Below are 15,241 nucleotides of genomic sequence, written 5' to 3'. Positions count from 1 at the left end.
CGTTAGGCAAATTAAGAGAATACATTGGAACAGAATTTATGTATAAAACAGCATCTTTTCTTACTGCAAGTCTTCTAGTCGGGTGTTCGTCAACTACGAATGTTGAAAATAAAATACCTGCAACATATGAAATTTCGGGTTCTTGGGAATGTGAAGCCGTAGGTGACAAAATAATAGAACTCTCGTACCGTGATGATGTCGTGTATAAGAACGATAGCTCGTTTAGTAAGCTCTCAAAAATGAACTTTAGATTGCCAAATAGTGATGGTATTTATTGGGTTAAAGTTAGTTCAAATGGTACCTGGGAAAAAAATAGAAATAACCTCACAGAGAAAAATATGCAATTTACAGTGGTGGTTGATGATAAGTTTCCTGAGGCATATGTAGAACAGTTTAAATCTGAAGTAACTCTGCCGGAAAAATCTATATGGGCGCTCAAGTTGTTAGAAGATGGCACTATTCGTAAGAAGAGTCGCCATGGACAAGAGTTGATTTGCCACAGTGTCTTAAGGTGACTTTAATTTGCCTAATAAGGCCTTATATATTTTGAAGGTATGTTAATAAAAGTGAAAACATCAATATCCCCTTTGGAATTCGTTGGTGAGTTCTCATATCTAAAGCGCCAGTTACTCGAAGGCTATTTTTCGGAAGACTCAGATACATCTGTTTTGACTGTTTTGAAAGAAGCTGGCATTGAAGCACAGCAATTGGACGTTGTAAGAGGAATCTTAGATGATTCATTGAATGACGCTCTATATACTATTTTACTCGGCTTAGATGGTTGCGCTTCAATAGGAAAACATCAAATTGACTATAAATTACAAGATGAGTCGGGGCGCGAGTTAACTGGTGAACTTGAAGGGCTAGCTTACGAAGCGTTGTATGAAAAACACATATAAAAAGTGTTTAGGAATGATTTGCAACACGCGGTACTTTTACTATATGTATGCTGTATTGATTAAAGTGGTATGAGCCGGTAGCGGTATGCGAGCCTCTCATCTTAATTGATAGTTATATAAATCGAACAAAAGGAGGAGTTTGAAGTTGTATAAGATCATTATGTCAGGATTATTTTGCTTAATTTGCTCTTTAGGTGTTCAGGCTATGGAGCCCGAAGACCTGTTGAGAAATGTAGGCTTTTTTGATTTTGACTCAACAAAAAACAGATTTGTTTCTGAGAATGTAAGCGATCTAAATCGAGAGCTGACATTTAAAGAGTTAATAACACTCGTAGAGTCTTTCGATTTCGATTCCTCCAAAGTGGAAGTTGTTCAAACACTGCGAGGTCACCACGAAGAATATTCTGATTCAGAATTGTTAGAGTTGATGGGTATTTTAGACTTTGACTCGACCAAGGAAGAAATGCTAGCAGTGCTTGATGCGGAACCAGTCGAGCTCCCAGACACTACTAGCTCCAAAACAGCCACAAATTCAGTTACAACGACAAAGAGTACAACTATTACTGTTCGATGTGTCGGAATCGATTGTAAAACGGAATACGTAAGTAAATAGTCTGAACTCTATTCTAAACCAGAGACTTTATCGAATGGCTGGTTTCGAAATGGCTTTCGTATAAGTAAGCAAAGTACTTAAGCGGTGAGCGTTTGGCCAGTTGGCTTTCACCTAATAGCTGTGGAGTATATGTTGCTTTCGAACATCCGCTCAATCAACCAGAACCACGGGAAAAGAATTAGCAAGGGTAGTAAAGGAAGCATGCCATTTATATATGGACTCTTTTTCATGGTGCAGATTGCGATTACCAAGTAATCGGTCGATACGTTTGATGGCATTTTTCACGGTGGTATCAGTGTCTAGAGCTCGTCCAATTTGGGTGAGTGTTAGATCAGAGCTATCAAGAACCGTTTGGTCGTAAGTGGCAGATATATAAGCCTTTTTTGTGAATTTAAGGGCATTGATTCTCAATAGTTTGCTGTGGAATTTGAATGTCGCGCACCGTTAGGGCTCCCTATTAAATCCATTTAATCAGGTGTGTTTCTGGCGAAATTCATTAGATCAGAATGAGCAATGTGCCTCTACTTATTGTTTTATATAGAAATTATGAGGGGATTCGTAAGAACAGGGCGATATGTGGCTGGAGAAAAATGAAGTTTAAAGCACCAATTTTCTTTTTAATTGCACCTCCAGTCCTTTTTGGACTGATTTGGGCATATGAAAGTTTTCAAACTGGTCAAACGATCAACCAAATTTTCATGTTGCGTACCGATAATAACAGCCTGCTGGTATGGATAGGGAAAATGTCCATAGCAGGTTTTTTTAATAGCTTTGCTTTAGAGAATTTCTACCCTAACTATCAAAATAAAAGTGTTTCGGTTCAGAGGCTTATTAATATTATAGGTTTTGCACTTTTTCTTGCCGTAGTTAGCACAATAATTTGGGTACTATTTCCAGGCGTGCAGCTATGAAGCCACTTAGTATCAAGTTTGAAGTGCGACACTTTTTACAGATGCGCATGAATATACTCCGTTGGTGTTCTATACCCAAGCCTTTTGCGTGGGCGCGTATTTAATTTGTGTGCAATTTCATTGCAGAGCTTCTGTGTCACGTGTGACATAGAAGTTCGTTTTGGTAAGTATTGTCGTATCAAGCCATTGGTGTTTTCATTAGTGCCTCGCTCCCATGAATGGTATGGATTTGCAAAGTAAAACAGGCAGTTATGATGTTTTTCTAATTGTGCATAACCATGAAATTCAGTGCCGTTATCCGCAGTTATCGTCTTAAAAGGTAAGTCGGAGCGGGTCATGATTTTGCTCATTCTTACGTTGAGCGACTCGCTTGTTCTATCGTCCATTTGCCCAATAAAAGTGTAGCCAGTCATTCTGTCGACTAAAGTCACGATACAGTGCTTGGTTCCACGGCCAACGACGGTATCAATTTCCCAGTGACCAGGCTCTTTTCGATGCTCAGCTTTTGCAGGTCTTTCGGTAATATGACGCTTTGCTGCCAGTCGACCTCGGCTGTCTTTTGAGTTATACCTTTTACGCCTTTTCTTAGTTGATTGGCGTAGGTGTTTCCATAGGGTTCCACCGAGAGTTTTGTCATTCCAAATATGCTGATAAATGAGCTCGTGACTCATTGTTGGATAGCCTCTTACCCTTAGGTATCCGACGATTTGGTCAGGGCTCCAATCCAGTCGTAGCAAGGCTTCAGGTAACCTGAAGTCGATTTCGCTGTAACGCTGATTTCTCCGCGACCGGCTCAGCCGGTTGCGAGCCATTTGTTGGGCTCTCCATGCCTGATAGGAGTACCTTTTAAAGTGTCTGTTGTATCGGGAGTTGCGTTCAATTTCTCGATAGATAGTGGCTTTGTGACGCCCCAGTTGTTTAGCTATTTTAGCGGTACTAATTCCTTGCTTTCTGAGCGCAGAAATCATATACCTTTCGTTCTCAGTGAGGTGCGTGTATTTCATGTTTTTTACTTCTTGGCGGGAGCAAACTTCATGATTATCGCATCTCACTGTTTTTATGTTCAGAGGTGTCGCACTTCGTACTTGAATCCAAGCCACATAACAATTGTTCAAGAGTGATTCGGCACGCGTGGCAATTTTAGTATGCGTTATTTTCAGCGGTTAAGGTGGTATGCGGAAGCTTAGGCATTGCGTGCCTCACATCTTTACAAGGAGTTAGCTTTCTAGGGAGAAACAATGAGAATCAGACAAATTAAGGCGTACCGAGTAACGTCAATTATTTCTTTGCTGTTAGGCATTACCGCACTACAGGAATTATATATAAGCGAAAACCTATTAATTATTGGTTTTTCTGCCGGTGTGCTTGGTACTTTGTTGCTAGGTAGTGCTGGGCTTTTTACGGTATTTCGATTTGTTTCTGCGTTTGTGAAGGGAACAAGTTTAAGCCTGTCTAGTCGTGTTCTAGGGTGTATTTATTCGGCCCTACCAGTTTTACTTTGGTACTTATGCAACGTTAAGTTCATATTGGTGCCTGCGGTGAATGCTAAGGAGCTTTCAACCTTCTTTATTCCATCGGCTTTAGCTGTGTTAAATGGAGTTACAGGGGTAATCTTATTCTTCGGAGTCGTTAAAATAAATAACAAACTTCTAGGGAAAGTAACGGGCTAACAAGTATTTACGGCGCCGTGTTCTATCCTAAAAAGTAACGCTTTATGGAGGTCAGCATGAATATCAAAGAGTCTGATTGGAAAATCTTTTGTGAGATAAAGAGGGAAGCGACGCAGGTGTTTTGTACTCGACAGCTAGATGAAGCCATCAAAACGATTACTGATGAGTCTGAGCCTGTAGGTGAAAGGTTCAACTTTATGTGCCAGCACTCCAAAGAATCTCAAAAGAAAATGAAGTTTATTTTTGATGGTCACTCTCGAAGTCGTGCATTTATTCAACTTATGCAAATGTGTGAGGACGGTTTGGTTGCACCAGAACAATTTGAACGCCTTTCAGAGGAACTCAAAAAAGACATTTTAAGCATTCTAGAAAGAAGAGCCTAAGAAGATAACTAGGCTACTTTCTTTTTTGTAGAACCACCATATCTCTTTGGGTCTTTGTCAATGCACAGTAATCTGCTGAGGCAAACAGCGACAACCATCTCAACATTCCCCTCTCTCTGTTTACTAATTCTGATCTCTTCCAAAACAGTGTTATCTAGAGTGTCCTCATTCAGTGGATTGCGCGAGATTTACGACGTTTTTGAGGGCTTAGAAACGGTGAAACCCCGATGTTGGTAGCATCGGGGTTTCGAATTTTTAGATTTATCGATTGGTAAGGTCGATTTATCTTTTATGCAAAAGGTTGGATTTATCCAATTAATTCCTTGGTAGGGAATTAGATGCGGATGAAGTCCATGTGCTCAACTTTTGGCTTGTAAGCGTGACGTTGAACGTCTTGTGGCTTAACCTTAACTTCTGCGCCGTCGATCACTAGAGTGATTGCTTCGTAGAATTCAGGCTTGTCCATTTGGTTGATCACGTCGTCGTGTGCTAGCGCGATAGAAACTGGCGCTGCTTCACCACCGTAAACAACTGCTGGGAATTGACCAGCGTGACGTAGGCGGCGGCTCGCACCTTTACCTAGTTCAGTACGTACTACTGCTTCGAATTTCATAGTTTTACTCTCAAATTAGTAAAAATTAAGTTCACACCTCAATGCGACCTTGAGTGTGTGGTAATGCTCAAACATAAACAAGTTCATGTTTGAGCGAGCGCGGATACTAACACTCTATTCTAGATTGAGCAAGCAAGATCCCCACTTGGAAATAAAATAAACGAGCAAATTGGTGCGTTTGTAGATAAAACCACCGGAAGTGCTCGTTTTTGCCATTTTATCTGTTTTCCGCACTGTCACCAAATCCATTTTAACCTTCATCAAATCATCACGTTAATGAACGGAATATGAATGCCAAACTAAGGATTGGTTAAGGCGTACCTAGTTAATCTTATTGCAACTTAAACAGCAGAACGTAATAGGTGGATTTATGGAACCGATCAGCATTGTGGTTATCACGTTAAACGAAGAGAAGCGCATTGGGCGTCTAATGGAAGAACTGAGTGTTCAGACACACCAAGAGTTTGAAGTTATCGTTGTTGATTCAAATAGTGACGATAAAACCCGAGAGGTAGCACAAGCGTATGAGAGTGCGTTGCCTTCGCTCACTGTACATCATATGCAAGAGCGAGGCGTGAGTTTAGGTCGTAATACCGGCGCTTCGCTAGCGAAATACAATCGCATTCTTTTCTTAGATGCCGATGTAGCGCTGCCAAGAAACTTCTTAGCTAAAGCTCTATATGAATTAGATGAGCGTAAGCTTGAAGTGGCTGGCGTCTATATGAGCTCTAAAGGTTTACCTTTGGTGCATAAGTTTGGATACGGCTTATTTAACGTTGGGTTGTTTGCAACTCAGTTCTTCTTCCCAACTGCAGTAGGTGCTTGCATTTTCTCTACTAAACGCGCACATCAAGAAATCGGTGGTTTCGATGAAGAGATAGTACTGTGCGAAGATTGTGACTACGTGAAAAGAGCCAGCAAAACATGGCGTTTCCGTTTCCTCAATATGACATTTGGTTTTGACCCAAGACGTTTAGACCAAGATGGCGTCGTTGAAACAGGCATGACTTACCTTAAGGCGAACGTGCGTCGATTCTTCAAAGGCGAAATGCGTAACAACGAAATGAACTACCAGTTCGGCCACTACAGAGAGCAATAATTAGAAAGGTATCGCTATGTTTGAGGGAGTAGGACTGTTTCTAGGCGCATTAGGTGATGCGCTGATCGGCCCCAACCTTTTTGTACCGGGGGAGCCATTTTTCATTGCTGCAGGGTATCAAGCTTATTCTGGCGTATGGTCGGCCTTGGTATGGGTAATGTTGGGCGGCTTTATCGGTGATCAACTTAGCTACTTCATTGGCTCGAAATGGGGTTTTCAGGCACAGAGAAAGTTGATGACTTATCGACCTAAAACAAGGCGACTGATAGCACGCTGTCGATACCTTATCGCCAGAAAGGGAACTTACATAATTCTGTTTGCACGCTTGCTGGGCCCCATTGCTTGGGTTGTGCCAGTTATCGCTGGATCGCACCGGGTCTCTTGGCATAAGTTTTCACTGCTGGCGACCATTGGTCTGATACTGGGTGGTGGTCAGTTTATCTTTTGGGGAGCGCTACTGGCTCATGGCCTAGAGCATTTCCCGATGTTGCAAGGGGTTCAAACCTTTATCGCAGAGCACCAGAGCTTATTGATTGGCCTGTTTGTCGTCGGTGTGTTTGCCATTATTGCTCGCCGCCTTAAGTGGCGAAAAGTGATGCTTAAATCGAGTGCACTGCTGGTGGCTTGGGTGCTTTACGCAAATTATGCCCATTTCTTCTGGAAGGCTGATGACTTTAATACGCAACCTTCAGAGTTAGCGGCGCAGTCAATACATTTAGATGCAGTTACATACAAGGCGTTTCCAGGGAAGTCTTCTTTCTATGACGCACAAGCAATCAACGTTGTGTATATAGGTGAGAGTCCGCGAGAACTGATGAGAGAGCTTGGTTGGATAGAGAATCAAACCTTCTCTCGCAATGAGATTGAATGGGCGGGTTATCTAACACTGCTAAAAGAAAATACGCCGCCCGTTTCCGACTTGTATTGGCGAGGTGAGCCACAAGATATGGCATTTCAGTTACCTGGTAATCTGATGAAACGCAGCCATATTAGATGGTGGCGAGCGGGATTGGATCCAGTGACCCAACAGACCAAGTGGCTAGGTGCGATCAGTTATGACAACGGCTTAAAGCTAACGCCATACTCAGGCATTGTGACGATTTTGCATAACATTGATCCGAACGTTGATGCAGAGCGTGATAGCTTAGAGCTGCAGGTGAAACAAAACCTTCCTCAGATATCGATAGAACAACAGCCCTTAGCGAGAGCCGAGGTTCTAAACGATGACCATGATTACTTTACCGACGGCAATATCTTGGTGATAGGAGGGTAACGCCTGATTAGCTCGCATCGCTCAGATATTCGATTTGAGCGAGCCATTGTTGTGCTGAGCGATCAAGCTTGCCGCCAACCAGAGTTGTCAATATAGGCTTTGCTTGGTCGTACTGACTTAACTCGAAATGCGCGATCGCTTTCAATAACTTCCATCTTGGGTTATCGGGCTGCTGTTTGATTTGTTGATCTAGAAGCGTGATGACTTTATCCCACTCTTGTTCGTTGTAGCTGAGTTGAATTTTAGTCGCGAGTTGAGTGTCGCTCGGTAACAAATGCAGCAGCTGCAGAGCTTGTTCACGCTGACGAGATTTGAGTAGAGCATGTAGCTTCAGTTTGTTGAATTTATCTTGGTACTGAGTTGATGGGCGATGTTCATCCAAAGTTTGATAGGCACTTGCAGGTGCTCCTTGAGTTAATTGTAGCTGTGCCAAGAGTAGCCTTTGTGGTTCCGTCAGTTGGTTTAGTTCTCGCACCACTGAAAGCGCAGCAATAGCGCGAGCTGGCTGCTTAAAATAAAGGCTAGATTGAGCCAAGCGCGCCCAAAGCTTCACTTCATTCGGATAAAGGTGAGTAACTTTGAGCAGTGTCTCTCGCTCTTTTTCATGCGCGTTCAAACGTTGGTAGCTTGCTAATAGGAGCTGGTAGCGCTGCTTTGTTGGATTGAGTTCAATCGCTGTTTTTATCGCCTCTACACTCGCTAACCATTTCTCGATTTGATAAGCACTGTGCGCAGCCAGGGTATAAACCTCAGCTTTCAATGTGTTAGGTAGCTTTGATTGCTCAGTACTTGATAATGATGCTCGGTTTAAATTCCATTCATTAAAACGCGATAGGGCGTCTAAATTGCGGCCATTCTGATAGTTTAACTGTACTGCAAGGCGCAATAGCTGCTCTTGGTTAGCGCTGTTTTCGGTTAATTCCAACAGTTCATTGTTTCTGTTTAGTGCGCATTTGAGTTTTTCAAGCTTCAAGCAAGCTTGTAAATAAAGGCTTTTGGTGAGCTCTAACGTCTCTTTATTGTCACCCAGATGATTGTGATGAAAGCGTTCAAACGCTTGGATATCAATATCATCACGTTCTAGAAATTGGCTTAGCTTTTGGTAGCGCTCAAAGGTTTGAATGTCGACCTGAGCGAAAGCAGCAGTGCTCACTAGCATGGCTATAAGTAGCGAAACTATTCTCATCCTTTAATCTTCCAAGTTGTAACTTATAGTGACTTGTTGCCATTGCTCACCTGATTGTGGTGGTACAAACTTCCAGCGCATGACGGAACGTAGTGATGAACGCAAGAACACCCCAGGAGGCGACTCTTCTACAACTTTATGTTGCACAGCTTCACCTTGCTGGTTTATCAACAATGAAAAAGTGATATGTCCTTCAATGCCATTACGTTTCGCTTTGGCCGGGTATTTTGGCGGAATTTGGTAAGTTGGTTTTGCCATTACCACTTGAGAACGGAAATTGCTCCCTTGTTGTAAACCTTCGCCCGAAAATGAAAAATCAAAGTTGAGATGAACGTTTAACTCATCACTCGGCTTAAACGTCACCTTTGGGAGAGTTACTAGGCTTTCCATGTTGGGTATCTCAAAGTTAACTAGGGCCGGGCGACTTGGCGCAGAGTTGGGGGCGCTAGTTGCAACAATAGGCTTCATTGTTTCCGGGTCTTGTGGCTTTTTCTGAGAGGTGATGGTTTGGACATATGTCGGGTAGGCGGAACTATCTCGCGTCAACGTTGGCGTTGAAACAAGCAAGTGCAGCACCAAAACTAGGATTAGATTGACGCCCACAGCCAACCCAAGAATACCGAACTGCTTGGGTTTACTGGTCTTGGGTAGCGATAGCAACATTGGTAAGCCCTGATAAACGCAGTGTGTCGATAACAGAAATAAGAGTACCGGTGTCTAAAGAGCGATCGGCATTAACGATGGCGTTAGTGGTCTGTTTTTCGGTGATGTTAACCTTAATTTGGAATTGAAGTTGGCTGAGGTTTACGGTCTGCCCGTTAAACCAGATGTTTTTGTCACGATCGACGCTCACAGTCAGAGTTTCCGATTGTGGTGTGAGAGTCGAGCTTGATGCACTAGGCCTATCAACGTTTAAGGTCGACTCTTTTTGAAAGTTGGCCGACAAGATGAAAAAGATCAAAAGGATAAACACCACGTCAATCAATGGAGTTAGGTCAACTTGAGGGGAATCTTCTCTGTCAGTGAACGTTTTAATTTTCATCGGTTTTCCATTGTTTGATGCAGAGTTCTACTAGCTTTTGTTGTTGTCGCTTTAGGTTATAGGCTAAGTACATGCCGGATATGGCCGCGAGCAGGCCGGCCAGAGTAGTCAACATGGCTTGGCTGATACCATTAGAAACCGCGTTCAACACATCGTCATTGTTCAACTGTGCAAAACACTCCATCATGCCATCGACTGTACCTAGCAAACCGAGCATGGGAAGAATGCGAACACAGAGCCTAATTTCGTTTAACCCTAGATTAAGGTGCTGATTAATTTGGCTAATCCAACCTTGTTGAATGTGCTTTAGCTCACTACTGGTAATACTTGAGTATCGCGCACTCACGTGGTGAATTTGCGAGGTAAGATTCAACTGCTTCAGACTGTGAAAACGGAAATAGCATTGGATGATTAACCCCCACATGACCAAAGACACCAAACCAATGGCCCACATAATGGGGTGGTCCATGGGTAAGCGTGCGCTTAATATTTGCTCTAGCATTACGCTTGTTTACCGTGTCTGATGTCCACGACTAAACTGGTGACCTGATGCTCCAAAATCTCCGATAATTGCTGTGCTTGTGTTTTAACCAGACAGTGCAATATCAATAGGGGAATTGCGACTAGTAGCCCCAACTTTGTGGTCAGTAACGCTTCTGCAATGCCACCTGAAAGTAGCTCACCATCAGTAGCACCTTGCGCGGTAATGACACTAAATGTTTCGATCATTCCACCAACGGTGCCTAAAAGTCCCATTAATGGCGCTATTGCTGCTAAAACTGCTAATGTACCTATACCTTTGTTTAGCCATGGCATCTCTCGGCTAATGTTGGCGTCTACAACATCTTCCATCTGTTGGTCTGTTGTACATCCCTTAAGTTGAAGGAGCACGCGACCTAACATGTTTTTTTCGGATAATTTACTGAGCTCTAAGGCTTGCTGCTTCACTGCTTTTTTCTCTCTGGTTACACTGAATAAGCGTGCTAAACCGATAGAAAAACCGATGACAGCAAGAACACCGATGAGCAGCCCAATAATGCCGGCAGGTAAGTAAGCCTCATACCATTTAGGTTGCTTCGCGTTGGCCAAGAAGCCAAAACCAAAGGCAGGATCGATGAACCATTGCTCGTTGCTGTGAACTAATTGAGGTTGTGGAGTGAGCTGAATCCACTGTTGGCGTGCACCATCAAAACTAAGCCAGCCATAGCCTTCAGCAAACTGGCTAAATGCACCAACTTGTTGAATTGAAGCTTGCTTGACCTCTCCATTAGGCAGCAATATCTCACCCGCATGTTCGTTTGGTGCACTCGATGTAGAGATTTGTTGCACCATTGCCAACCAAAGCTGATGGATGGTTGCGATACTGAAGTCATTTTCATCGACAGGTTGCGGTTCTTTCACGTTTGCCCAAGTCGCTAAAGGGCGATTGTTCGAGAGGAAATTTCTCTGTTGAGCAGAAGTGAGATCAATGACCTCAACGATGTCAGCTTTAGCGGCTTTGACCTGTTTCTGTTTATCCTGCAGCTTTTGCTGTAGCTGAAGAATCTGTTCCTCTAACTGAGCATTGCGAGTGTTGAGCGCTTGTAGCTTGGTTTGCTGCGCGGTGACTCGCGCGTTTGCTTCAATGAGTTGTTCTTGTTTGCGAACTTTAAGCTCTTGGTAGCGCTGAATATCGGCTTGGCTCGCTTTCTCAACACGTTCAAAGATGGATTGCAGTGAATCGCTAGTTGTTGATCGCTCTGACTTCTCACTTGCCGAAACAGGTGAACGAACTGGTTCTTCTGCAGCGTGAGATTGGTTAGCGCCCAACATTGTGGCTAGGCTGACTATCAACATCGCACTGTTACGGGATTTCCAAAGGCTCTTTTTCATCATGTAAGTGCTGTTATTAGCTGTTAGGTTCTTCATGACTATTGCGCCTTTGGAAGAGTGAGGAGTGGGTATGTATTACCGCTGTTCAGTGCTGTAATAGCTTGGTTGACCTGCTTGGTTTGTTCGCTTGAGAGCGTTGCCCATACCTGTTGTTTCGGACGCCACACACCAGCCAGTGATGAATCAAGTGATAGATAGTAGTAACCCAAACGTCCAACCCTTAAATATTGAACTTCTTGATCAGCTGTTAGCCTGCCAAACCATGTTTTTACTTCGGTGCCGAATTGGATTTCTGTTTGATAGGCAATCAAGATTCGTTCGAGTTTTTCAGCATCGCTCAGTTGAGGATCGAGCAAGTTGTCGTTTAGTTGGTTGATTCGTTTTAGTCGCGTTTGTCGATCGAATGGGAGATCGGCCAACACTAGTTCTGTCAGTGTTTCGGTCATTTGCTCTAGTAGTGGGTATAAGCTGACCTTAGTTTGGCGGATGTTATCCATCTCAACGTCTAGCCCGTCAATAACATTCTGTAGTTGAATCAGTTGATTAGTGAGCTGCGCTTGATAGCGGCTTTGCAACCTTATTTCATGATCTAGGGATCTTGCCGTTTCACGTTGCAACTGAGCTTGGTCGTCGATCGACTCAATACGATCTTGGATTGCAGATGTTGATTCGATATGCCCAACTTGTTCTTGTATCTTTTGATTAGTGATTGATTCTGCAAATGCATTATTTTGCAGACATAATGAGCATATCGCTAAGAGTGTAAAACGGAGTTGAATCATCAGTATGAGCGCTTGTGTTGGTTGGAAATATTCGGTGAAGCAATCACAAAAGATCGGGAATGATAATTGTTTTTATTTATATGTGAAGCATTATTTTTCGTGTTACATTGTGATTTTTAGTTTAAATGATTGATTTTATTTGATTTAAATTTATTTCAAGATGCTGGTTATTCCTTGTCTGTCTTGTTTTTGTATGAATTGTCATTGATTTGTATTTTATCGATTGCCTTAACAAAACTGCATTTCTTATAATAATTATTTTGTTAACAGTTTGTGTGAGTAAATGTGGTGAGCGACATTTTATTCCAAATGATATTTATTTTCATTAAGCCTTGTGGTTAAAGGGTTCTATAAGATTTGGGTATAATTTATAACAGTAATGAATGTTGCATTTTCATTAACTAAAATCAGGTATTGGTAGATTATTCTGCCGTTATTGGTAATGGGTGAGGGATTTACTTGTTGAATGTCTTATTGTTAGCATTAATGATAATTATTATCACCTAGACCTTTTTAACATGCACCCTTTTAACAAAACTCTTCTTGCAGCGACCATTGCGTCGCTCTGTTCTGTGTCTAGCGTTTACGCAAAAACAGAAAAACCATCTGAGGCTGAAGCTGAACTTAGTGTTAATGTTACTGACACGAGAGATGATGAGCTTTCAACAAAACAAACTCTGGATGCGGATGACATCAAAGATACCCCTTCTTCAAACGGTAACTTAACCGATTATCTAAAAGACAACCCAAATGTACGATTTGCTGGTGGTGATTTAGATGGCCTACAAGGCGGCGAGATTAAGCCGAGCTCAATCTCAATTAATGGTGCAGATCCTGAGCAAACGGCATACTTGGTCGATGGAATTAACATCAACAACGACATTGACCCAAAGGGGCAAGTTCTTGATGGCTCTATGGCAGTAAATCCATATAAGAGTTCAGAGCAAGCTTACTATTTTGACGCTAATCTTTTGGGAGGCATCACGTCTTATACTAGTGATATTCCTGCTAAGTTTGGTGGATTTACTGGGGGGGCTGTTAATGCAGAAACTCGTCAATACAGTGGCGAAAATCGCGTCAAGCTTCGTTATCGTGGCACCCAATCCGATTGGGCCTCAGTTCATATTGATGACAGTGTTAAGGCAGCGGCGGAAGCTACGGTACCAAATGGCGTTGAGACACCGTATCAGCCGAAATATAAAAAGAACTTCTTTAGCCTAATGGCAGAGCAATCTATTACTGACAATATTGGTATGGTACTTGGTTTTAGCCGACGAGACTCAGACATCAAGCAGACACGTTTGCTTAATCCGACAGGAAAGAGGGATGTAGAAGATCATACCCGTCGTTCAGACAATTTCCTTGCAAACTTCAACTGGGTTCCAGATACAACTCGCTCGCTAGAGTTCGGTTTGCGTTTGTCTGATTACAGCGAAGGTAAGTACTACGCTACCAACACAGAAGGCGATGTTACGGATACTCACCTTGCTTACGGCTCTACCATTAAGTGGACGCAAAGATTAGGTTCGGGAGCGTTTTCTGCAACAGCAGCATACGACAAGTTTAAAGATGAGCGCGACTCGTCTTCAAATGTGGCTAATGTGTATATTGAGTTTGATCCTCCATTCGAATATTACGAAGGTGGGTATGGTGATAGTGATATGACGCAGGAAAACATCAATCTGATGTTAGCGTACGATTTTGATCGCTTTGTACTAGGACCGACTTCTCATCTAATTTCTATGGGTATGGATTACCGCAAGACTACGTATGAGTTTAATCGTGATAGCGATGTCACAGTTAATACGTCGATGACTTGGAATGGTGTTGACCTTGGCACAAGTGTCGAGACGGTAAACGCAGGAAACGTAAACACAGATCACCAAGATTACGCAGCATATATGGAAGACCAAATTCAAATTGGTAATCTAAAACTTCGACCTGGTGTTCGTGTTGATCGCGATGACTTCTTAGATAATACGAATGTTGCGTATCGCTTCGCTTCGTCGTTACAGGTCCTTCGTGACACAAACGTTAGTTTTGGTATGAACCGCTACTATGGTCGCTCTTTTGGCTCCATGAAACTAGCGGGTGAAATACTGGAACTGAATAAAGACACTACTCGTGATTACGCATCAATTGAAAACTTGAAAACGCCTTATTCTGATGAGATCTCGCTAGGTGTTACACAGAATGTGTCGAACTTTGTTCTTTCTGCTCATTATGTAGGTCGTAAATACGAAGACAGAATTAAAGCTAAAGACACAGGGGGCGTGGTGACTTATAGAAATACAGAAAGTTACAACGTCGATGTGTACACCATTCAAGCTTCAAACATTAAGCCATGGGTGTTAGGTCCAACATATTGGACAACGACCCTTGCCGCAGACTGGACAACAACGGATGCGTCTAACTTAGGCACTGGTTATAACGACAATGAACTTATTTACCTTGATGGAAAACTGATGACCCGCGCAGAAGCGCAGGAAGAAGTAAACAGCAGTGGTGAAGAGTGGATAGTACGCCTTGGCCTTGATATGGAAGTACCAAACTACAACATCGCGTGGTCAAACAAAGTTTACATAAAAGCACCAGTGAAAGACACGGAATATTCAACGGATGCAGCTGACGGTACAGAGATGTACTACACCTATGACCATGGTACGCATACGCAGTGGGATACACGAGTTCGCTACCAACCTAGTTTCTATGGCACTCATTCTGCTTACGTACAAGTTGATGTTCTTAACGTCCTAGATGATGTGCGCCAAAAGGGTATCAGCACAGGTAGCAACTTTACCTTCTCCCCAGGCCGTGAGTTCTGGCTTGAGCTAGGTTACGAATTCTAATAATCACATTTCTTTTATTTTGGTAAAGGGTAACCAGTTGCTTTGGCTG

17 protein-coding genes are annotated in these 15,241 nt (G+C 42.8%); 9 read left to right on the top strand and 8 right to left on the bottom strand.

Annotated elements, in window-relative coordinates:
• Nucleotides 1–38 precede the first annotated feature (38 nt).
• The 4 genes from KI743_RS16085 (at nt 39) to KI743_RS16070 (ending at nt 2,423) form a co-directional block, all read left to right on the top strand.
• A complete protein-coding gene (locus KI743_RS16085) occupies nt 39–515 on the top strand; it encodes a hypothetical protein (protein ID WP_285467270.1) in 477 nt (158 codons plus the stop codon).
• A gap of 51 nt (nt 516–566) precedes the next feature.
• A complete protein-coding gene (locus KI743_RS16080) occupies nt 567–899 on the top strand; it encodes a hypothetical protein (RefSeq protein ID WP_285467269.1) in 333 nt (110 codons plus the stop codon).
• A gap of 145 nt (nt 900–1,044) precedes the next feature.
• On the top strand, nt 1,045–1,512 hold the full coding sequence (locus KI743_RS16075) for a DUF4476 domain-containing protein (RefSeq protein WP_285467268.1): 468 nt from the start codon (nt 1,045–1,047) through the stop codon (nt 1,510–1,512).
• A 590-nt stretch (nt 1,513–2,102) separates the two neighbouring features.
• Nucleotides 2,103–2,423: a hypothetical protein gene (locus KI743_RS16070; protein ID WP_285467267.1), complete on the top strand. Its 321-nt coding sequence runs from the start codon at nt 2,103–2,105 to the stop codon at nt 2,421–2,423.
• Between the two features lie 35 nt (nt 2,424–2,458).
• On the opposite strand, the gene KI743_RS16065 is transcribed toward KI743_RS16070, so the two are convergent.
• Nucleotides 2,459–3,427 carry an IS30-like element ISVa6 family transposase gene (locus KI743_RS16065; protein WP_285467266.1) on the bottom strand — a complete coding sequence of 323 codons (969 nt, stop codon included), beginning with the start codon at nt 3,425–3,427 and terminating at the stop codon, nt 2,459–2,461.
• Nucleotides 3,428–3,661: 234 nt separating this feature from the next.
• On the opposite strand from KI743_RS16065, the gene KI743_RS16055 reads away from it, so the two are divergent.
• Complete coding sequence (locus KI743_RS16055; protein ID WP_285467264.1) at nt 3,662–4,093, top strand: hypothetical protein; 432 nt, start codon at nt 3,662–3,664, stop codon at nt 4,091–4,093.
• Nucleotides 4,094–4,149: 56 nt separating this feature from the next.
• Entirely contained in the window at nt 4,150–4,476 is a 327-nt protein-coding gene (locus KI743_RS16050; RefSeq protein ID WP_285467263.1) for a hypothetical protein, read from the top strand.
• A 334-nt stretch (nt 4,477–4,810) separates the two neighbouring features.
• Here the strand turns inward: KI743_RS16050 and rplY are convergent, their stop codons facing one another.
• Nucleotides 4,811–5,089, bottom strand: a complete 279-nt coding sequence (gene rplY / locus KI743_RS16045; protein ID WP_285407245.1) for a 50S ribosomal protein L25 — start codon at nt 5,087–5,089, stop codon at nt 4,811–4,813.
• Between the two features lie 370 nt (nt 5,090–5,459).
• On the opposite strand from rplY, the gene KI743_RS16040 reads away from it, so the two are divergent.
• Together KI743_RS16040 and KI743_RS16035 are read left to right on the top strand one after the other, a co-directional pair.
• Nucleotides 5,460–6,188 carry a glycosyltransferase gene (locus KI743_RS16040; protein ID WP_032552190.1) on the top strand — a complete coding sequence of 243 codons (729 nt, stop codon included), beginning with the start codon at nt 5,460–5,462 and terminating at the stop codon, nt 6,186–6,188.
• A gap of 16 nt (nt 6,189–6,204) precedes the next feature.
• Nucleotides 6,205–7,461, top strand: a complete 1,257-nt coding sequence (locus tag KI743_RS16035) for an LssY C-terminal domain-containing protein (protein ID WP_285467262.1) — start codon at nt 6,205–6,207, stop codon at nt 7,459–7,461.
• A 7-nt stretch (nt 7,462–7,468) separates the two neighbouring features.
• On the opposite strand, the gene KI743_RS16030 is transcribed toward KI743_RS16035, so the two are convergent.
• Genes KI743_RS16030 through KI743_RS16005 form a run of 6 tightly spaced genes read right to left on the bottom strand, consistent with a single transcriptional unit; the run spans nt 7,469 to nt 12,343 of the window.
• Entirely contained in the window at nt 7,469–8,647 is a 1,179-nt protein-coding gene (locus tag KI743_RS16030) for a tetratricopeptide repeat protein (protein ID WP_285467261.1), read from the bottom strand.
• A 3-nt stretch (nt 8,648–8,650) separates the two neighbouring features.
• A complete protein-coding gene (locus tag KI743_RS16025) occupies nt 8,651–9,310 on the bottom strand; it encodes an energy transducer TonB (RefSeq protein WP_285467260.1) in 660 nt (219 codons plus the stop codon).
• On the bottom strand, nt 9,282–9,689 hold the full coding sequence (locus KI743_RS16020) for a biopolymer transporter ExbD (protein ID WP_285467259.1): 408 nt from the start codon (nt 9,687–9,689) through the stop codon (nt 9,282–9,284). The genes KI743_RS16025 and KI743_RS16020 overlap by 29 nt, the downstream gene beginning before the upstream one ends.
• Nucleotides 9,679–10,191: a MotA/TolQ/ExbB proton channel family protein gene (locus KI743_RS16015; RefSeq protein WP_373417840.1), complete on the bottom strand. Its 513-nt coding sequence runs from the start codon at nt 10,189–10,191 to the stop codon at nt 9,679–9,681. The genes KI743_RS16020 and KI743_RS16015 overlap by 11 nt, the downstream gene beginning before the upstream one ends.
• The gene (locus KI743_RS16010) at nt 10,191–11,597 is read right to left on the bottom strand and encodes a MotA/TolQ/ExbB proton channel family protein (protein WP_285467257.1); all 1,407 of its coding nucleotides are present in this window, start codon (nt 11,595–11,597) and stop codon (nt 10,191–10,193) included. The genes KI743_RS16015 and KI743_RS16010 overlap by 1 nt, the downstream gene beginning before the upstream one ends.
• Nucleotides 11,598–11,599: 2 nt before the next feature.
• Complete coding sequence (locus KI743_RS16005) at nt 11,600–12,343, bottom strand: DUF3450 domain-containing protein (protein ID WP_285467256.1); 744 nt, start codon at nt 12,341–12,343, stop codon at nt 11,600–11,602.
• Between the two features lie 518 nt (nt 12,344–12,861).
• On the opposite strand from KI743_RS16005, the gene KI743_RS16000 reads away from it, so the two are divergent.
• Nucleotides 12,862–15,192, top strand: coding sequence for a TonB-dependent siderophore receptor (locus KI743_RS16000; protein ID WP_285467255.1), 2,331 nt, complete (start codon nt 12,862–12,864; stop codon nt 15,190–15,192).
• Nucleotides 15,193–15,241 lie beyond the last annotated feature (49 nt).

Origin of the sequence: Vibrio sp. D420a (assembly GCF_030248625.1) — a bacterium.
Taxonomy (GTDB): Bacteria; Pseudomonadota; Gammaproteobacteria; order Enterobacterales; family Vibrionaceae; genus Vibrio; species Vibrio fortis_A.
The sequence above is the reverse complement of the archived record's forward strand: the minus strand, read 5'-3'. Positions and strand labels throughout refer to the sequence as shown.